Origin of the sequence: Marinobacter antarcticus (genome assembly GCF_011049865.1) — a bacterium.
Classification (GTDB): domain Bacteria; phylum Pseudomonadota; class Gammaproteobacteria; order Pseudomonadales; family Oleiphilaceae; genus Marinobacter; species Marinobacter antarcticus_A.
The window spans coordinates 63,708-83,683 of record NZ_DRGY01000049.1; the positions used below are offsets into that span (position 1 = coordinate 63,708).

The following is a 19,976-nucleotide window of genomic DNA, read 5'->3' on the forward strand; positions in this document are numbered from 1 at the left end:
TGGGATTCAGACCCGCTCAATGATGGTGGCGATGCCCATGCCGCCGCCGACGCACAGAGTCGCCAGCCCGAAGCGCAGTTCACGACGTTCAAGTTCATCCAGCAGGGTGCCCAGAATCATCGCGCCGGTGGCGCCCAGCGGATGGCCCATGGCGATTGCACCGCCGTTCACATTCACTTTTTCATCCGGAACCGAGAGCTCCTTCTGGAAGCGCATTACCACGGAGGCAAAGGCTTCGTTCACTTCAAACAAATCAATCTGATCGATGGTCATGCCAGCCTTTGCCAGTGCCTTGCGGGTAGCGGGGGCAGGGCCGGTAAGCATAATGGTGGGGTCCGTACTGGTGACCGCCGTGGCCACGATACGGGCACGGGGTGTCAGCCCCATGGCTTTACCTTTCGCTTCGCTGCCGATCAGGATGCCGGTGGCGCCATCTACCATGCCGGAGGAATTGCCGGCGTGGTGAACGTGGTTGATTGTTTCCACATAGTGATACTTTTCACGGGCAACTCCGTCAAAACCCATGTCTCCCATCATCTGGAAGGAAGGCTTGAGGCCTGAAAGCGACTCGACGGTGGTCTCGCCTCGTATATGCTCGTCGTGATCGAGAATGACGACGCCGTTCTGATCGGTGACCGGAATGATCGACTTGGCAAAGAAACCCTGCTTCCAGGCGTTGGCCGCTTTTTGTTGCGATTTCACGGCGAAGCCGTCGACGTCTGCGCGGCTGAAGCCTTCCAGGGTCGCAATGAGGTCGGCGCCAATGCCCTGAGGCATGAAGCCGGTATGCAGGTTGGTTTGCGGGTCCATGGCCCAGGCGCCGCCATCGGAGCCCATAGGTATGCGCGACATGGATTCCACGCCGCCGGCAACCACCATATCTTCCCAGCCGGAACGCACTTTCATGGCGGCCATGTTGACGGCTTCCAGGCCCGAGGCGCAGAACCGGTTCAGGGTAACGCCCGATACTTTCTCGTCCCAGTCAGCGGCGAGGGCGGCCGTTTTGGCAATGTCGGCACCCTGGTCGCCCACGGCGGTGACGCAACCCAGCACGATATCGTCTACCTGGGCGGTATCCAGATTGTTTCTTTGTTGCAGTGCTTTAAGGACAGTGGTCAGCAAGGTAATGGGCTTGACACTGTGCAGTGAACCGTCTTTTTTCCCACGCCCTCTGGGAGTGCGGACCGCATCGAAGATATACGCCTCGGTGGTCATTGCTTTTCCTCTGGTGATGAATGCGTTGTGATTTGCTTAACAGAAACATCACCATATCGCTTTGATGGCATTGGAGGTAATGACGCGGCCTGACAATCGGATTGACAAAATTGCTCAGGCGCCATGACAGACGAGGTTGGGGGCTCTATCTTTAAAGATAGGCAGGGGCCTTTCAAAGATTCCTATGAAGATTCAGGAGGCACAGAACCATGTCTTTCAGAGATGCCATAGACAACTTCTACGAACGCCTGGTGATGGACGCTATTGATGCGACGAGGCAACCGGGAGATACCGCAGACTTCCTGACCGACGTTATGTGCGTTGCGTTGAACCGGTTACCGCCCCGATATTACAGGCACACAATCGATATGATGTTTTATCTGGCAGACGAAGAGCTAGGGGGCATGAAAGACAAATCCCTGGCTGCCGTTCAGAACGCCAGGGATTTTGTCATAGAGCATCAGCGCGAGTGAAACTCTTAAAGTCAAGATGTGTCAGGGTTTGATCAAAGTGTGATCAAGGCGTTAAAAGATTGCCCAAAGCGTTGTTCAAACGATGTGCCAGAGACGGATCGGCAGGCTGATCATTCGGCTGCATGCACCAACTGGCGACCAGGGCTTCAATGCTCTGGAGTACGTTGTCGGATTGCTCGGTCGAGCCAATTCCTTCTGCCAGACGCTGAACCTGTATTTCCATGCGTTTGCGCTGGTCTGCTTCCGGTGAAGAAACGCCAGCCAGAATTTCTGCACGAATGACCCGTTCCTGATCGGTCAATTCGCCCACGCTTTGCGCGAGCACGGCCCATTTGCCGGGGAGGGCGCTATCCGCAGAATCTTTGCCCTCTGTGCGGGCAAGCACAAGTGCCTGCCACTCAGAGATCCCCGCTTTGAGTTTTTGTTCGGAAACGGCTTGATCAAGCTTATGTTTTTCTCTCTGAATACGTTCTTTTATCACCGCAGATACATGCGCACCGTCGAGGCTGCGAAGGCTGGCAAATGCCTGCTCCAGCGTTTGAAGGTCCTGATCGGAATCTACGGTGGCAACCTGCAGCAGCACGGCTTCCGCTGCAGTGTCTGCCTCCTCTGTAGCCTGTCGTTGTTCCGAACGCTCAGTGTCTCGGCGCGCAAATACCTCGTCACAGGCTTTACGGAAGGCCTGCCAAAGTTTGCGGTCTTCCCGGTGGCGGGTGATGCCAACGGCTTTCCAGTCTGATTGCAGCGCTTTGGCTTTGTTCATCGCCTCTTGTAGCGGCTCGTATTCAGACAGAGACTGCGCCTGTTCAACGATTGCCTGTTTCCGGGCTTCGTTTTTCTGGCGTTCCTGATCAATGGGCGCTTCGAGCTTCTTGAGCAGTTCGTCAAATTGCTTCTGTACCTGGCGATTGTCCCTGAACTCTATGGGCCATGCAGATTTCCATTCCTGGCGTGCGGTCTGCACGATGCGGTCGACTGCTTTCCAGTCGATCGTGTTCCAGTCTGCGCCGTTCACAAAATGTTCCAGTTCGGCACAAATGGTTTTGCGCTTTTCGAGGTTCGCCTGCTTCAGCCCGGACTTGGCTTTGAAATAAACTTTGCAGGGCTCATAGGCTTTATCGGAGGCCTGCTTGAAGCGAGACCACAGAGTGCGATCGGACGATCCGCCCAGTTCCCGCCATTCTTTTTGCAGATCCTTTATGCGTTCGGATTTTGTCTCTGGCTCTATGGGCTGTTCTGCCAGATGTTCCATTTGTTCGCACAGGGCGACTTGCTTGGGCTCGGTTGCAAATCCCTGCCAGTCGGACAGCTCCCGGAGTTGGCCGGTCAACAGCTGAATACGAGCCTGAAACGCTTTTGCGTGGCGATGATCGAGGGTTTTATAGCCATGCTGTGCGGTTTTCAGAAGTTGCCTGGACTCCTTGAGCTGTTTGGATTCAAGAGCGGCTTCCAGCTGATTCAGGATTGCGTTCAGGCTATCCGCTGAGGCCTGCTGTTGGTTCACATCGTTATTCGTGTTAACCGGAACCTTGGGCTTTTCGGCCAGCTTGAAAGCGGGCGTCAGCAAATCTGGAACCGGGAAGTCCTGTGGCCAGTCGATCTCTTTCAGCAAGGCCAGGGCCTGTTCCCGGTGTTCCTGACTCACCTCTTCGCGCTCTAACGCATTGGAGAGTGTCAGAAGCGATTCTTTGCCAAGGCCGATCTGCCGAATTGCGCCAATATAAAGGCGCAGCGTCATCATCGACGCTTCGTAAGCTTTCTGCTGCTGCTTTTCAACCTGGGTATTGCGCGTTGCTTCCAGCCATCGGTTTTCCTGGGTTTTCTGAAGAGCGTCCAGTGAGGCGAGGGAGGCGAGTACTTCCGAAGGCTGGTGACGAAGCTCTTCCAGGGTTTGACTCATCATCGAAAGCGTTTCGCTGCGCTGGGTTTGCTGCTCGCGCTGACGCTTTTCGTCGGCTTGAGCGGCCTGCATGTCAGCAAGCCGCTCCCGGCAGATATGAACCGCGCGCAGGAACTCGTTTAACTGATCTGACGTTGCACTGGGCTCAACCGTCGCCCAGTGATTGAGAAGCGTATCCAGACGAGCACCGTAGAGTTTTGTGTCGTCGCTTTTTGCCTGGTCGCTGACATTCTTGATCAGAGTGGCGACGGTTTCGGAGATGACATCACGGCTAGCCTGTTCTTCACGGATAACCTGCAGCTTCTGCCGGACCACCTGGTACACACCCTTGTCCCTGCCTTTCGCCAGCTTCTGCACTTGTTGAAGGAGTGCCATGTCTTGCAATTCTCCGGCCGCTCTAAGCCGTATCTCTGACGTTAAACCTTCAATTGTCAGCCTGGCTGCGATCTCTTGCGTTGGCGTTGTCCGGAGTGCTTGAAGCTGCTCTTCCCTAAGTTCGGCATGCTTGTCTACCGGTGGCGCGGCCACTGGCTGGGTAGCCCTGTCCGCCGCTTTGCGATCTTGCGCGGTTGGTTTGCGGGATTTAAACAGTTTCTGGAGAAATGCAGCCATGAAGAGATCCTTAGGGATTGAAACCAGTCTACGGTGTCGGGCAAAGTAAGCCGTTACCGACCATCGAGGGATGGAAGAACCATCACCGACAGTGTCAAGCACGGGCTAGTCTAGCGTTTTGTGAGCGTTTGCGGGAAGGGGTGAATGGCAAAACAGGAAAATTGTGATGATCAGGAGTACAAAGCTCGCTCGGTTGCCTTGAGACTGCTTGCCCGCCGCGAACACAGTCGTCAGGAACTTGCGTTGAAGTTACGGCAGCGCAGGCTTGAAAGCTCAGTTATCTCGATGGTCCTGGACGATTACGAGGGCAAAGGCTGGCTGGATGACAGCCGGTTTGCCGATATCTACGCTCGCCAGCGCATTGAGCTGGGTTACGGTCCTCTTAAAGTTCTGGCAGAGCTGCTGCAGCGTGGCATTCATCAGAGCCCGAGTTGCCTTGATGAGTTGTCTGATGCAGATTGGACGCGCAATGCACGGCTACTGAGGAAAAAGCGTTTCGGGTTCGCTGACCTGCGGGATGACTGGGATGAAAAGGCCCGGCAGGCCCGGTTTTTTACTCGTCGAGGGTTTACGGCAAACCAGATTGAGCGGGCGCTTGAAGTGAGTGAGTCGGACGACTCGTGAATTTAGGCATTAAAGCGTTGGTGGGATCATTCCAAGCTCCGGGGGCAGGCTGGCTCGTATGTCAGAACCGTCTTCCGGTGGCTTGTCGACAGAACGCGTCTCTACACCAACAACCGCCGGGTTGCCGCCGGTCGATTTTTCTTTCAGGTCCATTAGTCGTGCTAATACGTCATAGTAGCGGCGTATATTCTGCACGTAGAGGACGGGTTCGTTTCCCCGGGCGTAACCGAAGCGGGTTTTTTTATACCATTCTTTTTGCGCCAGTAGTGGCAGAAACTCCTTCACATCCATCCAGCGGTCAGGATTTTTACCCGCACCCTCGGTAAGTCTGCGCGCATCCTCCAAATGTCCGTACCCCACGTTATAAGACGCCAAGGCAAACCAGGTTCGATCAGGTTCGGCGATGCGCTCGGGAACCCTTTCGTGAACCATTCGGAAATACTTGGCCCCGCCCTGAATGCTCTCTTCTGCGTCCAGTCGGTTATTGATGCCAATATAGTTCGCGGTATTGCGCGTTAGCATCATCAGCCCTCGGACTCCGGTTGGTGAAACCGCATTGGGTCGCCAGTGTGACTCCTGGTAGCCGATGGCGGCGAGCAGGCGCCAATCCATGTTAAAGATGGACGCGTTTTCCCGGAACAAGGCCTTATAACTGGGCAATCGATTCTCTACGTGATGCATGAACGTGCGTGCGCCCACGTAATTCAGATGATCCAGATGGCCGTAAAAGCGCTCGGAAAGCTGCGCAATGGTGCCATCTGCCTGCCTCTCTTTGAAAAAGGCTTTTGCCGCGTTGACCAACGAGTCGTCCTGGCCTGCCGGGAATAACCAGGCCAACTCTTTGGCGACGCCAAGAGTGAATCCTTGTTTGACCTGAGGAAAAAAGACATTGTTGAGCTCGAGTTCATGGGAGGAGACAACAGCGTAAGGCAGTTCTCCGGTCTCTACGCGGGCAAGAATGCCGACGGCATCCAGACCCGGATGAACCTGCCAGGAAAGCCCTGGGTTGTTGGCTTCAAGGGCCTGCAGTTGGTACTCATGATTGCTGTCCGACACCATGTGCAGTGTTTGGCCGGTCAGGTCCATGAGCGCCTCCGGACGTTCCACTTCGCGATTGTAAACAACGATTGACTGGGCTTTGATGCCAGTAGGAACTGTCGTGTAGTGCTCTTTAAACATCGGTTGTTCCGAAAGGCCGGCCAATCCGATGTGTGCAAAGTCTTTGGAAAGCACGGAAAGCACTTCCGTGTTGTCGCCCGCAACCCTGAGCCGGAGTTCAACGCCAAGCTCCTCTGCGAAGAGCTTGGCCAGCTCGTAGTCATAGCCGGTTGGCCCCGTGCGCCCCTCATAATAAATGGAGGGAGCAACGCGGGTAATAACGTGCAACACACCCTCGTTACGAACTTCCTGCAGCGTGCTCGGTTGGCTACAACCGGCGAGGGTCAGCAGGATTATGATCAGCGTGCAGGCGAGCAGTGATGTATATGCCATCAGGATTCTGTGCAAGTCCCTGTTCTCCGTTACCGCTGAATCATCGGGATGCGCAAAAAATGGGTTGTCTGCATCCGGTGTCTTTCCGGGTGTGGTTTCCATGCTCACGGCTTAATGATCTCCGCTGCCGGGAGGGGGGTCAATCAAAATGGGGTAATAACTGTGCAAAATAATGTCAATTGCGCATTGGGGAAATAGCGTTTCTGCGCTGTATCCGGCCTTCGCTTTCAAGTATGATATGCGCCTTCTCAGAATGCACCCGGACTTCCCCGTTTCGCGCGATACAGGTTGATATCATGCTTGAACTTCGCGGCGCACCCGCGCTTTCGTCATTCCGCTCTCATAAATTGTTTGCCAAGATTCAAGCCATTGTGCCGGAAATCGAGCACGTTTATGCCGAATTCATGCACTTTGCGGATCTTGAAGGTACGCTTTCGGATTTCGAACAGGCCATTCTTGATCGACTTCTGACATACGGCCCCAGCGTGCCCGGTGAAGAACCGAAAGGTGTGCTTTTCCTTGTGGTGCCGCGCCCGGGAACCCTTTCCCCCTGGTCCAGCAAGGCAACCGATATTGCCCGCAATTGTGGTTTGCGCCAGATTCAGCGCATCGAGCGTGGCACGGCTTTTTATATCAAGGCCAACAGGAAGCTCGGGCTTGACCAGCGTGAAAAAGTTGCGGCGCTGCTTCACGACCGGATGACCCAGAAGGTTTTCCATGAAATGGGCGGCGCCCAGCTGCTGTTCAGTCATGAGGAGCCGCGTCCTCTTGAGCGGGTTTCTGTGCTGGCGGGCGGCCGTAAGGCGTTGGTGAAAGCAAACACGCGCTTGGGTTTGGCGCTGGCGGATGACGAAATTGATTACCTGGTGACATCGTTTATCGGCCTGGAGCGCGACCCGACAGACGTTGAACTGATGATGTTTGCCCAGGCAAATTCCGAGCACTGTCGCCACAAAATATTCAACGCTTCATGGGACATTGACGGTGAGGGGCAAGAAAAATCCCTGTTTGCCATGATTCGAAATACCTATGAGATGAACAGCGAAGGTGTGCTTTCGGCTTATAAAGACAACGCATCGGTTATTCGGGGCAGCCGCGGCGGCCGCTTCTTCCCGGATCCAGTAACCGGCGTTTATGGCTATAACCAGGAAGACATTCACATTCTGATGAAGGTGGAAACTCACAATCACCCGACGGCGATTGCGCCAGCCGCCGGGGCGGCAACCGGCTCTGGCGGTGAAATTCGCGACGAGGGCGCAACCGGCCGTGGCTCCAAGCCGAAGGCCGGGCTGTCCGGGTTTACAGTATCTAACCTCAATCTGCCGGAAGATCCCCAGCCGTGGGAAACCCACTACGGCAAGCCCGATCGGATCGCTTCCGCTTTGGATATTATGATTGAAGGGCCCATTGGCGGGGCAGCATTCAATAACGAGTTTGGTCGGCCGAACATAGCCGGCTATTTCCGGACGTTTGAAGAAAAAGTGGCTAGCCCGGCAGGCGATGAGGTGCGTGGGTACCACAAGCCCATCATGATCGCCGGCGGTCTCGGTAATATCAGGGCAGAGCACGTTGAAAAAGGTGAGATACCGGTAGGCGCAAAACTTATCGTACTGGGTGGTCCTTCCATGCTTATCGGCCTTGGAGGCAGCGCTGCTTCGTCCATGGATTCCGGTTCCAGTAATGAGAATCTTGATTTCGCCTCTGTGCAGCGGGATAACCCGGAAATGGAGCGGCGTTGTCAGGAAGTGATTGACCGCTGTTGGCAGATGGGCGAGAAGAATCCCCTGTGTTTCATCCACGATGTTGGCGCAGGCGGTCTTTCCAACGCCATGCCGGAGCTGGTTAAGGACGGTGGCCGCGGTGGCAAGTTCGAACTGCGGGACATTCCGAGTGACGAGCCGGGCATGTCGCCTCTGGAAATCTGGTGCAACGAGTCCCAGGAGCGCTACGTTATGGCCGTCGCTCCCGAGAATCTGGAGCTTTTTGATGCGCTTTGTCGTCGGGAGCGCTGTCCCTATGCGGTGGTTGGAGAGGCAACGGAAGCTCATCACCTTGAGCTAAGTGATTCCTATTTTAACGAAAAGCCCGTTGATCTGCCGATGGATGTCCTCTTTGGCAAACCGCCCCGCATGCACCGGAGTGTTAACAGAACATCGTTTACCAAGCCGGTGTTTGACTCGACCCGGATTGATCTGAACGATGCGATTCGCAGAGTGTTGCGCCTTCCTTCTGTAGGCTCCAAGAGTTTCCTGATAACCATTGGTGATCGCACGATTACCGGGCTTGTTGCCCGTGATCAAATGGTTGGTCCATGGCAGGTGCCGGTCAGCGATGTCGCGGTTACCTCAAGTTCCTTTGATGTATTGGCCGGTGAAGCCATGGCCATGGGTGAGCGCACGCCCGTCGCGACCATCGATGCGCCCGCATCCGGCCGAATGGCCGTAGGTGAGGCCATTACCAATTTGGCCGCTGCCGCTATTGGGAAGCTCTCCGATATTCGCTTATCGGCTAACTGGATGTCTGCTGCCGGTCACCCGGGGGAAGACGAAAACCTATACGAAACCGTGCGAGCGGTGGGTATGGAGTTGTGTCCAGCGCTTGGGATTACCATTCCCGTGGGCAAAGACTCCATGTCCATGAAGACCATGTGGGAAGAGGATAACGGCGAACAGAAGAGCGTTACGGCGCCGCTTTCGTTGATTATCAGCGGCTTTGCCCCGGTTACGGACGTTTCGCGTACCCTGACGCCGCAACTGGTGACAGGCGCAAGCGCGACCGATCTGATACTCGTTGACTTGGCCGCAGGGCAGAATCGTCTGGGTGGATCGGCGTTGGCTCAGGTGTACGGTCAAGTTGGAGCGGTGGCGCCGGATCTTGACGATCCCGAGGATCTCAAAGCGTTTTTCGCCGTTATTCAGGGCTTGAGCGCAGACGATAAGCTCCTTGCTTACCACGATCGTTCGGATGGCGGCTTGTTCGTGACGCTTGCCGAGATGTGCTTCGCAGGTCGTACCGGTGTAGACGTTAAGCTGGATGGTTTGGCAGACGATCGCACACAGTTTGCCCGTGAGCTGTTCAATGAAGAACTGGGCGCCGTTATTCAGGTGCTTAGTGAAGATACCGATTTTGTTCTGCAGCAATTTTCAGGGGCAGGGCTAGGCGATCACGTCAGTGTTATTGGTACATTAAATGATCAGGACCGGTTACGTTTGACGTTTAAGGGCGAAACGGTTTGGGATGATTCGCGAACAGAATTGCAACGTCTGTGGTCTGAAACCAGCTACCGTATTCAATCCCTCCGAGACAACGCTGATTGCGCGGCGGAGGAGTTTGACAACCTGCTTGATGCAGACGATCCAGGCCTTCACGCGCAGCTTACTTATGATGTGAATGACAACATTGCTGCACCTTACATCAATACAGGTGCACGCCCGAGAATCGCTGTTTTGCGTGAGCAGGGCGTTAACGGTCAGGTTGAGATGGCTGCCGCATTTGATCGGGCCGGTTTTGAATCTGTTGACGTACACATGAGCGACCTGCTTTCCGGGCGGGTGAATCTGGAGACGTTTAACAGTTTGGTGGCCTGTGGTGGTTTCTCTTATGGGGATGTGTTGGGCGCCGGCGAAGGCTGGGCCAAGTCCATACTGTTCAATGATCGGGTTCGCGATCAGTTTGCAGCGTTTTTTAACCGTCAGGACACTCTCGCACTCGGCGTATGCAATGGCTGTCAGATGCTATCCAATTTGCACGAGCTGATTCCTGGCAGCGAGGGATGGCCACGTTTTGTTCGCAACCAGTCCGAGCAGTTTGAAGCGCGGTTGGCCATGGTTGAAGTGATGCCGTCACCGTCTGCGTTCCTGGAGGGGATGGCTGGCTCGCGCATGCCAATTGCCGTTGCTCATGGCGAAGGTAGGGCAGAGTTCTCAGGGGGAGCGTCGGCTACGGATCTGTCAGAAGGCGAACGCGTGGCGCTGCGGTTTGTGGATAACCGGGGGCAAGCGACAATGCGTTATCCTTACAATCCTAATGGCTCGCAAGATGGTATTGCGGGTGCGACCACTCGTGATGGTCGTATTACGATTATGATGCCACACCCTGAGCGGGTTTTTCGTGCTGTCCAGCACTCTTGGCGTCCGCAAGAATGGCAGGAAGATGGCTCCTGGATTCGCATGTTCAGGAATGCGAGAGGCTGGTTCGGCTAAGGGAACCCTGAGTGGAAAAGCCGACTTTAGGAAGGGCTGAGAAGGGGCCTTTCCGGAGTCGGTTTTTTTGTGGCTGTCACCCGGAGTTTTTGGCATTTTTCAAGCGATAAAGATTGTAAAATTAGAAATATAGCCCTTGACTCAATATATTTATGCACATTTCGATCGTTTCTCTGTGTGTTCTATGAACAATGCACGTTATGCAGGTTCATTTTTTGATCGAGTCGTATAACGCATTGAAAAATATGAATAAAGTATATCAGGTGAATTTGTCACCAATTTGACGTGAGGGTAGCAAATACGGGGTATAGAGAGGGGTTCCCCAATACTTTCCCCAGAGTTATCCACAGAATCTGTGGGTAAGTACCTAAGCTATTAATCTGTACAAAAAATATCCTGTTTGAAGAGGATTCTCATGTACAAAATTTGTTATTTCGTTCCAGAAACGCACCTCGAGAAAACCAAGCAGGCGCTCTTCGATGTTGGCGCAGGTTGTATCGGTGATTATGATTCTTGCGCCTGGCAATGTCGTGGACAGGGTCAGTTCCGCCCCCTCGAGGGTAGCAGCCCTTTTCTGGGAGACGCCGGGGCACTGGAAGTTGTGGAGGAGTTCAAAGTTGAACTCGTTTGCAGAGACGATTTGATCCGTCAGGCAGTCGGCGCACTCAAGCAAGCCCATCCGTATGAGGAGCCTGCCTACGAAATTTACCGGATGGAAATATTATAGATCGTGCTTACTCCGGGTAGCGGCCATAGGGTGGCGGATATCACTAACGTGCACGCCGAAGGAATCGTTTTTCAAGTCTTCCAAAAATAGTTCCAGCGTTTTGCGCACGGTTGGGAAGGAGATCTCATCCCACGGAATGTCGTCCAGAGCAAATAAGCGGGTTTCAAGAGATTCTTCGCCAGCACCGAATCGACCGTCTTTAAGCGTCGCTCGATAGAACATATGCACCTGGTTAATGTGGGGAACATCAATAATGGAATACAGCCCCTCAATGTTGACTTCGGCCAGAGCCTCCTCCAGGGTCTCGCGCTGGGCGGCTTCAACCGTTGTTTCGGCATTTTCCATATATCCAGCGGGGAGGGTCCAGTACCCATAGCGCGGTTCGATTGCGCGGCGACAAAGCAGAATTTGTCCGTTCCACACAGGTACGGTGCCCGCGACGATGCGTGGATTTTGATAGTGTATTGTGCCGCAACTTGTGCACACAAAGCGGTGACGGTTGTCGCCCTCGGGGATACGTTGTTCAACCGGATGGCCGCATGTGCTGCAGTACTTCATGATTTTCCCCGTATACTTGAATTGGTAAAGCGTTCAGTTTAATGATCCTTGCTGTCGCTGTCTCATTCAACACCGGATTTGCCCAGGAGTTCCGATTTGCGTGATTTACTTGTTCAGCGTTTAACCGGCTATGCACCGCGGAAACTCGATCTGAAGTACCCCGAGGCGGGCATTCTCGTGCCGGTTACGGATAACCCTGGCAATCCCGAAATGATATTTACGTTGCGCTCGGAAAATCTGAGCACTCACCGGGGACAGGTTGCTTACCCTGGTGGGAAACGAGACCCTGGAGACTTGTCGCTGGCCGCTACGGCTTTACGTGAAACCCATGAGGAAATTGGTCTGCCGCCCGATCAAGTGGAAATTATATCGCCACTGAGCCAGGTGATGTCGCTTCACGGGATTCTCGTGTCTCCGTATGTCGGTGTTGTGCCCGAAGAGCATCCACTGGAGCCCAACCCAGATGAGATCGACAGTGTCTTTCGTGTGCCCCTTTCTTTTTTTCTTGAAGATCGGCGTGAGCGTACCGATGCACTTCTTTTTCAGAATCAAACAATTCATGTTCCTTGCTACCGTTGGGAGCGTTATCAGATATGGGGGCTGTCGGCTGTGGTTCTGGTCGATTTCCTGAACGCCGTTTATGACGCGGGCATTGATCTGCGGGAACCTCCAAAGTAAGCCTGCCCCCTCCCTCTCTCCTGGTTTGATCTCCTACTGATGTCCCTTGGTACCGGAGCTGCACAGCCTCGCCCGCACCGCTATTTTGCACAACTTCTTTCCGCGCTCCCTCTCGTGTCGTGGTTCCGTCAGGAACGACTCGGCCTCGCTTTGCATTCAGAAATTGGCGTTAATTAGACTAAAGTCTAATACGCATAAAAGGCGAACAGGTATTACATAGTGAATACTGTATGCAAACGACAGCCAAGGAGTTGCGTCGTGGAGTGTGATCAATGAAGAAAATCCAAGCCGAGAAAAACCTGCCTGAGCTCATATACGATTCTGTGGTCAACGCCATCGTTGAAGGTTTGCTCAAGCCGGGTGAGCGGGTGACCCAAGAGAGCCTGGCCGAGAGGCTGGATGTCTCGCGATTACCGGTGAGTCAGGCCATGCAGCGCCTTCGAGACGATGGGTTTCTTTCCAGTGTGGGACGTCGGGGTCTGATGGTTTCGCTGCTCGATGAGAATTTTGTGGCGCAGTTGTACGAGTTTCGGTGCGGGATTGACCTGATCAGTGCCGGAGTCGCTGCCCAGCGGGTCGACGCCGGCTCGCGGAAGCGTGGAGAAGACATTATTGATGAGGGGCGTGCAGCAGGAAAGGCACATGATCTTCCTGCGCTTATCGAAGCTGATATGCGCTTCCATGGCTTCATCTACGAACTGGCGGGAAACACCTTTATCCTGGATTCAATGGAGGCCCACTGGAACCACGTAAGGCGAGTTATGAGCGACATCCTTATTGCGGAAAAAAATCAGAAACAGATCTGGGAAGAGCACGCGGCGATACTTAATGCTGTATTGGCCGGCGACGTTCGGGCTGCTGAAACGCTTGCGAGGCAACATGTGGAAACCGCTTCGACCTGGCTTCAGCAGGAAATTCAAAGCTCTCGTGAACCTCTGAAAAGAAGCGGAAACGCGGCGAGTTAATCCAAGGAGAATAAGATGCAAAACAATGACAATAGCGCAAATGTGATTCGTGTAATGTTGGCGAAAATCGGTCTGGATGGTCATGACCGAGGCATAAAAGTTGTTGCACGTGCGTTGCGGGATGCTGGCATGGACGTGGTTTATACCGGATTGCATCGCACGCCGGAGGAAGTTGTGGATGCCGCTATTCAGGAGGATGTGGATATTCTGGGGATCAGTCTGCTTTCGGGTGCGCACATGCACATTTTCCCCAAGGTGCTGGAGCTCCTGAAAGCCAAGGAAGCAGACGACATGATTGTCGCAGGTGGCGGTGTCATCCCGGACGACGATGTCGAAGAGCTCTATCAGATGGGCGTTCACAAGATTCTTCTCCAGGACACTCCCCCTCAGGAAGTCATTGATTCGTTCCGTCAATTAGTGGCAGACCGTGGTGCCCGATAGATACGGCACCAGGGCGGTCGGGCGCTCATGACAGGTTTCCTCAGATGACAACCAATAATAATATCAGGAGTCTCCGATGGAAGATTGGAATTTTCCTCCCAGCTACAACAAAGATTACTTTCCTGATTCTGACAGCCCTTACTGGTTTCGGGAGCGGGAAACGATGGATCCTGCAAAGCGCGATGAACTAATTGTTGCGCGCATACGGGATGTAATGGCCTATGCTTACGATCACTCTCCGTTTTACCAACGCAAATGGGACGATGCCGGTGTAAAGGCAGATGACATTCGTACCCTTGCAGACTTCGAACGGGTTCCTGTGGTCACTAAGCAGGAGCTTCGCGACTCCCAGGCAAGTAATCCGCCATTCGGGGATTATCTTTGCTGCCCTCAAAGCGATATTCATCATATCCATGGCACGTCTGGCACAACCGGTCGGCCTACCGCTTTTGGTATCTCCCGGGGTGATTGGGAAACCATTGCCAATAATCATGCCCGGATCATGTGGGGTATGGGCCTGCGGCCGGGGGATACGGTGTTTGTGGCCGCTATTTTGAGTCTCTATATGGGATCCTGGGGCGCGTTGATCGGTGCTGAGCGGCTGGGCTGCAAAGCGTTCCCTTTCGGCGCCGGCGCCCCGGGGATGACGGCGCGAGCGGTTACTTGGCTGGCCATGATGAAGCCCGCCGGCCTTTACTCCACACCCTCCTATGCGCTGAGGCTGGCGGAAGTCGCCCGAGAGGAAGGGATTGATCCCCGGGAATTTGGTATCAAAGTGCTGTTCTTTTCAGGCGAGCCGGGCGGTTCCATCCCATCTATCCGTGACAAGATTCAGGATATTTACGGTGCGAAAGTGGTTGATTGCGGAACCATGGCTGAGTTGACGCCATGGATGCATGCCTCCGGCAGCGCGGACACCGAGGGTATGCTCCTTTGGCAGGACATCGTCTATACAGAAGTGGCGGACCCGCATACTAATTGTCGTGTTCCTTATGGTGGGCAGGGCACACCAATTTATACCCATCTCGAGCGCACTTCCCAGCCGATGATCCGCATGGTCTCCGGCGATCTGACCCATTGGGTGATGGAAGACAACCCGTGCGGCCGCACCTATCCGAGATTGCCAAAAGGCATTTACGGGCGGATCGACGACATGTTCCAGATCCGTGGCGAAAACATATATCCCAGTGCCATCGCTGAAATCCTGGAAGGCCTTGTTGGCTATGGCGGCGAGCATCGGATTGTTGTTTCACGCGGTGGCTCGATGGACGAACTGGCCGTACAGGCAGAATTTGATCATGAGACAGCCAGTAAAGGCCCCGATGCAGTCAAGGCGTTGTTAGGGCGGGTGGAGGCTGAGTGCAGTCGCGTGTTGGGTGTTCGTGCAAGGGTTGTGATGGTCGAGCCGGACACCTTTCCGCGTACCGACTTCAAGGCCCAGCGGGTGATTGATGACCGGGATCTTTACCAGAGCCTTAACCAGAAGCGAGGAGATTAAATGATTAGTCGCACATCCTCTATGAAGCTTGCTGAGCGGGTGCGGGAAGGACATCTTCGTGCCATCGCCAGGCTTATTACCCGGGTTGAGAGTCGCGACCCTGAGGTGCGCCAAGCCATGGCTGAACTCTACAAAAGCACCGGCCGCGCCCATGTGGTAGGCATAACCGGTGTGCCGGGGGCAGGCAAGTCGACGCTCGTCGCAGAGCTGGTCCAGGAGTACCGGGCGAGTGGCCGCACAGTCGGTATTGTTGCTATAGATCCTTCCAGCCCTTTCTCCGGTGGGGCGATCCTCGGTGATCGCATTCGCATGGGCGAACTGGTTTCTGATCCGGGTGTCTTCATTCGTAGCATGTCAACCCGGGGAACCTTGGGTGGCCTGGCCAGGCCGGCTTTGGAAGCAGTCGATCTGTTGGATGCAGGCGGATTCGATGTGGTCCTGATTGAGACGGTCGGCGTGGGTCAGGATGAAGTCGATATCGTGCGTGCGGCGCACACCACCGTAGTTGTCAACGCGCCAGGCCTGGGCGACGACGTTCAGGCCATCAAGGCAGGGGTGCTTGAGATTGCCGACATTCATGTGGTGAGTAAGGCGGACCGGCCCGACTCCAACAAAACTATTCAGGAACTCAAGGTCATGCTTGCGATGAGCCTTGAGCCGGGCAAGGACATATGGCGGGTGCCGGTAGTGCCGACCAGTTCTGAAAAACACAGCGGTTTCGGTGAGCTGATGTCGGCAATTGATCGCCACGCGGTGCATCTGGAGCATAGCGGAGAAATCACCGAACGTCGTCGCCAGATTGCGTTAACCCGAGTGGTGAAAGTTGCCGAGGAGATCGTCCGGGACAATTTTGTACGTGACAGCAGGTCACAAACCGAAGAGTTGCTCAAAATGGTTACTCAGCGCGAAATGGATCCCCATGGAGCGGCAGTGACTTTGCTAAAGGCCATGAAGGAGAAGATTCATGAAGCACACTGATCAATATGACCCCGCTGCACTCAAGCACATTGAGAAAGAGTTTGACGAGTGGGAAAAGAATGAAGTGTCGTCTTTCATCAAGCGCGCTCCGGAGAGTCAGTCAGAGTACACCACTGCTTCCGGGATGCCGACGAAACGAACCTATACGCCACTCGACCTCAAAAATACGTCCTTTGAAGACATTGGTTTGCCCGGGCAATACCCGTTCACCCGCGGGCCTTACCCAACCATGTATCGGGGTCGAAACTGGACAATGCGCCAGATAGCCGGCTTCGGTACGGCGAGGGAAACCAACGGGCGGTTCAAATACCTCATCGCTCAGGGCCAGACCGGGCTTTCGATCGACTTCGATATGCCTACCCTGATGGGATACGACTCCAGCCACAGCATGAGTCAGGGCGAGGTCGGCCGCGAAGGCGTTGCCATCGACACGCTGGCTGATATGGAGGAGTTGTTCGACGATATTGATTTGACGAAAATCTCAGTATCCATGACGATCAATCCGTCGGCATGGATACTCTACGCCATGTACATCGCCTTGGCGCAGAGTCGCGGCTACGACCTCAATGATCTGTCGGGTACCATTCAGAACGACATTCTCAAGGAGTATATTGCTCAAAAGGAATGGATATTCCCGGTGCGGCCGTCGGTTCGCCTGGTCCGTGACTGTATCCAGTACGGATCCGAGAGCATGAAGCGGTACAACGCCATCAATATTTCGGGGTATCACATATCGGAAGCCGGCTCGACCGCTGTTCAGGAAGTGGCGTACACCATGGCAACCACCATGGAGTACGTTCAAACGGCAATTGATGCAGGGGTTGATGTCAATGAGTTCGGGCCCCGGCTTTCCTTCTTCTTCGTGAGCCAGGCAGACTTCTTTGAAGAAATTGCCAAGTTTCGCGCGGCCAGGCGGATATACGCCAAGATCATGCGCGAAAAATTCGGTGCCACGAACCCCGAGGCCAGCCGGCTGCGCTTCCACGCACAGACTGCGGCAGCGACCCTGACCAAACCACAGTATACGATCAACCCGATTCGCACCGCGCTGCAGGCTCTGTCTGCTGTGCTGGGCGGAGCGCAGTCGCTGCACACCAACGGTATGGATGAAGCCTTTGCCATTCCTACTGAGGAGGCGATGCGGATTGCCCTGCGCACTCAGCAAATCATCGCCCATGAGACCAATGTCACTCAGGTTGTGGATCCGCTGGGCGGCTCCTACTTTGTCGAAAGCCTCACCGATGAGATTGAGCGGGAAGTATGGAAAATTCTTGATGAGGTGGAAGAGCTCGGTGGCACTTTGCAATGTATCGACGACGGCTACTTCCAGAGAGGCATATCCGATTCCGCATATGATTTCGCGTTACGCAAAGCCAGCGGAGAAAGACCGGTTATCGGTGTGAATATGTTCGTGCAAAATGAAGAGGATGTTAAAATCGAAATCCATCCTCACGATCCCGAAACCGAGCGTCGGCAGATTGATCGCCTGAACAGGGTCAAGAATGGTCGCGATGAGGAAAAAGTTCAAACGATGCTCAAACAATTGATAGAGCAGGCCGAAGACGAATCGGTAAATCTTATGCCGATCACTATTGAGTTGGTGAGAGAGGGTGCCTCCATGGGGGATATCGTTGAAACGCTCAAAGGTATATGGGGAACCTATCGCGAGAAACCCGTAATTTGATTGGTTTTTTTACTGACCCACCAGGGATTAGAAGCAGATATCAGAAACGGTTATCATGGTGTCTGAATGGGATCATCATGGTAGTCGTTAATGCAATCAGCTGAGGTGGCAGGATGAAAGTTGCTGACAAGGTGCGCTCGCCCTGTGTGAGCATTTGTGCGCTGGATGAGAGCGATATGTGTGTTGGTTGCCAGCGCACCAGCGATGAAATTTTGCGTTGGAGCTCAATGACTAACCGTGAGCGTAAAGCAGTGCTTGTAAACGTTGCTGAGCGGGAGCAGGGGATTGCACGTTCGTTTGACGCAAAGAAATGATGACGATAAGTCGTCTGTCGGGGGATGTAGTTTGAATAATGTTGGCAAGGTAACGCTGGGTACACCGCTTAAGGCGAATGCTTATAAGGTGCTGTTGTGTGGTTCGGGGGAGCTCGGCAAAGAGGTCGCTATAGAGCTGCAGAGATTCGGGGTTGAAGTAATTGCAGTAGATCGATATCCCAACGCGCCAGCGATGCAGGTAGCCCATCGCAGTCACGTCATCGATATGTTGGATGCGCAGGCGCTACGCAATATTATCGAGCTCGAAAAGCCCGACCTCATTGTTCCCGAAATAGAAGCCATTGCGACTGCAGAGTTGGTCAAACTTGAGCAGGAGGGATACCGGGTTATTCCTTCAGCCAGAGCGGTCGACCTCACAATGAACAGAGAGGGGATCCGGCGCTTGGCGTCAGAGGAGCTTGGGCTGGCCACGTCGCCTTACTGGTTTGTCGATACGAAAGAGTTATTTGTTGAGGCAATCAATGCAATCGGATTACCTGTTGTTGTTAAACCGGTGATGAGTTCATCCGGCAAAGGCCAGAGCACGGTTACCGATGAGCGCCAAATTGATGCCGCTTGGGAGTACGCTCAGACAGGCGGTCGTGCAGGCAAGGGCCGGGTCATTGTAGAAGGGTTCGTAACGTTTGATTATGAAATAACGTTGCTGACGGTGCGGCATTCTGGAGGAGTCAGCTTTTGCGAGCCGATTGGTCATCGTCAGGAAGACGGTGACTACCGTGAATCCTGGCAGCCGCAGCCAATGAGTATGAAAGCCTTGGAGAGATCTCGTGACGTTGCCTTGAAGATTACAGAAAATCTCGGTGGCTATGGCGTGTACGGAGTAGAGTTGTTTATTCACGGAGACGATGTCTATTTCTCTGAAGTATCCCCCAGGCCTCATGATACAGGCCTTGTCACACTGGTATCTCAGGATTTGTCCGAGTTCGCCTTGCACGCGCGAGCGATCCTGGGCCTACCGATTCCTGCAATCCGACAGCAAGGACCATCGGCTTCCGCCGTGATCTTGCCTGAAGGAGACTCCACAGAAGTGGCATTTTCCGGGTTGGAGATGGCGCTTTCAGTGCCAGACGTACAGTTACGACTCTTTGGTAAGCCTGAACTCTCAGGGCGCCGCAGAATGGGCGTTGCTCTGGCTAAAGGTGCTACGATTGAGGACGCAAAAAGTAAGGCTGTATCGGCGGTGCAGGCCGTTGACGTTCAGCTCTGGAAATAGTTACGAGCACCCGTTGACACCGTCGTTCAGCTCTGTAGAATGCTCATCTCCTTCGAGGGGAACGACGCGAAAACGTCACAAGGTCTCGGAGGTAACCGTTTGATTAGATTAAAGAACTTAGAATTTTTCTTTGATTGGCGGTTGACAGAAGGTTTTGAAGCTGTATAATTCGCTTCCTGATTTAAGAAGTACCGGTTTGATTCGATTGAGTTTTTAGTGAGTTTCTTTCGAAGAAAGCAGTTGACAAGGTCGCGATTCGCTGTAGAATACGCCACCTTGATTGAGCCAAGGCTCAACCGCTCTTTAACAAATTAACCAAGTAATTCGTGTGGGCGCTGGCTGGAGTATTTCGACAAGAAATACCAAGGCAAGCGACTCGTCA

Annotated in this window: 16 protein-coding genes; 12 read left to right on the forward strand and 4 right to left on the reverse strand. The window is 54.0% G+C overall.

Annotated features, from left to right (window positions below):
• Positions 1-6 precede the first annotated feature (6 nt).
• Positions 7-1,215 (reverse strand): acetyl-CoA C-acetyltransferase, encoded by a 1,209-nt coding sequence (locus tag ENI00_RS06425; protein WP_304100541.1) that lies wholly within the window; start codon positions 1,213-1,215, stop codon positions 7-9.
• Between the two features lie 209 nt (positions 1,216-1,424).
• Here ENI00_RS06425 and ENI00_RS06430 point away from each other — a divergent pair, with 209 nt between their 5' ends.
• Complete coding sequence (locus ENI00_RS06430; protein ID WP_304100544.1) at positions 1,425-1,688, forward strand: late competence development ComFB family protein; 264 nt, start codon at positions 1,425-1,427, stop codon at positions 1,686-1,688.
• A gap of 43 nt (positions 1,689-1,731) precedes the next feature.
• On the opposite strand, the gene ENI00_RS06435 is transcribed toward ENI00_RS06430, so the two are convergent.
• Complete coding sequence (locus ENI00_RS06435; protein ID WP_304100548.1) at positions 1,732-4,200, reverse strand: DUF349 domain-containing protein; 2,469 nt, start codon at positions 4,198-4,200, stop codon at positions 1,732-1,734.
• Between the two features lie 144 nt (positions 4,201-4,344).
• Between ENI00_RS06435 and ENI00_RS06440 the strand changes: the two genes are divergently transcribed.
• Positions 4,345-4,824, forward strand: a complete 480-nt coding sequence (locus ENI00_RS06440) for a regulatory protein RecX (protein WP_304100551.1) — start codon at positions 4,345-4,347, stop codon at positions 4,822-4,824.
• A 9-nt stretch (positions 4,825-4,833) separates the two neighbouring features.
• On the opposite strand, the gene mltF is transcribed toward ENI00_RS06440, so the two are convergent.
• Positions 4,834-6,315: a membrane-bound lytic murein transglycosylase MltF gene (gene mltF, locus ENI00_RS06445; protein WP_304100597.1), complete on the reverse strand. Its 1,482-nt coding sequence runs from the start codon at positions 6,313-6,315 to the stop codon at positions 4,834-4,836.
• A gap of 296 nt (positions 6,316-6,611) precedes the next feature.
• On the opposite strand from mltF, the gene purL reads away from it, so the two are divergent.
• Both purL and ENI00_RS06455 read left to right on the forward strand, forming a co-directional pair.
• Positions 6,612-10,517 carry a phosphoribosylformylglycinamidine synthase gene (purL, locus tag ENI00_RS06450; protein ID WP_304100554.1) on the forward strand — a complete coding sequence of 1,302 codons (3,906 nt, stop codon included), beginning with the start codon at positions 6,612-6,614 and terminating at the stop codon, positions 10,515-10,517.
• A 415-nt stretch (positions 10,518-10,932) separates the two neighbouring features.
• Positions 10,933-11,244: a YqfO family protein gene (locus ENI00_RS06455; protein WP_304100559.1), complete on the forward strand. Its 312-nt coding sequence runs from the start codon at positions 10,933-10,935 to the stop codon at positions 11,242-11,244.
• Here the strand turns inward: ENI00_RS06455 and ENI00_RS06460 are convergent.
• Entirely contained in the window at positions 11,239-11,802 is a 564-nt protein-coding gene (locus ENI00_RS06460) for an NUDIX hydrolase (RefSeq protein ID WP_304100563.1), read from the reverse strand. The genes ENI00_RS06455 and ENI00_RS06460 overlap by 6 nt on opposite strands.
• A gap of 96 nt (positions 11,803-11,898) precedes the next feature.
• On the opposite strand from ENI00_RS06460, the gene ENI00_RS06465 reads away from it, so the two are divergent.
• From ENI00_RS06465 to purT, 8 genes are all read left to right on the forward strand, one after another.
• Entirely contained in the window at positions 11,899-12,480 is a 582-nt protein-coding gene (locus ENI00_RS06465; protein WP_304100565.1) for an NUDIX hydrolase, read from the forward strand.
• 272 nt (positions 12,481-12,752) lie between these two features.
• Positions 12,753-13,445: a GntR family transcriptional regulator gene (locus tag ENI00_RS06470; protein ID WP_304100567.1), complete on the forward strand. Its 693-nt coding sequence runs from the start codon at positions 12,753-12,755 to the stop codon at positions 13,443-13,445.
• Between the two features lie 15 nt (positions 13,446-13,460).
• Complete coding sequence (locus tag ENI00_RS06475; RefSeq protein ID WP_304100570.1) at positions 13,461-13,886, forward strand: cobalamin B12-binding domain-containing protein; 426 nt, start codon at positions 13,461-13,463, stop codon at positions 13,884-13,886.
• A gap of 76 nt (positions 13,887-13,962) precedes the next feature.
• The gene (locus ENI00_RS06480) at positions 13,963-15,384 is read left to right on the forward strand and encodes a phenylacetate--CoA ligase family protein (protein WP_304100572.1); all 1,422 of its coding nucleotides are present in this window, start codon (positions 13,963-13,965) and stop codon (positions 15,382-15,384) included.
• Positions 15,385-16,362: a methylmalonyl Co-A mutase-associated GTPase MeaB gene (gene meaB, locus ENI00_RS06485; RefSeq protein ID WP_304100574.1), complete on the forward strand. Its 978-nt coding sequence runs from the start codon at positions 15,385-15,387 to the stop codon at positions 16,360-16,362. It begins immediately after the preceding gene.
• Positions 16,349-18,046 (forward strand): methylmalonyl-CoA mutase family protein, encoded by a 1,698-nt coding sequence (locus tag ENI00_RS06490; RefSeq protein ID WP_304100577.1) that lies wholly within the window; start codon positions 16,349-16,351, stop codon positions 18,044-18,046. Before meaB ends, ENI00_RS06490 begins: the two co-directional genes overlap by 14 nt.
• Before the next feature lie 113 nt (positions 18,047-18,159).
• The gene (locus ENI00_RS06495) at positions 18,160-18,360 is read left to right on the forward strand and encodes a DUF1289 domain-containing protein (RefSeq protein WP_304100580.1); all 201 of its coding nucleotides are present in this window, start codon (positions 18,160-18,162) and stop codon (positions 18,358-18,360) included.
• A gap of 31 nt (positions 18,361-18,391) precedes the next feature.
• Entirely contained in the window at positions 18,392-19,594 is a 1,203-nt protein-coding gene (gene purT / locus ENI00_RS06500) for a formate-dependent phosphoribosylglycinamide formyltransferase (protein WP_304100583.1), read from the forward strand.
• The last annotated feature ends 382 nt before the right edge of the window (positions 19,595-19,976 follow it).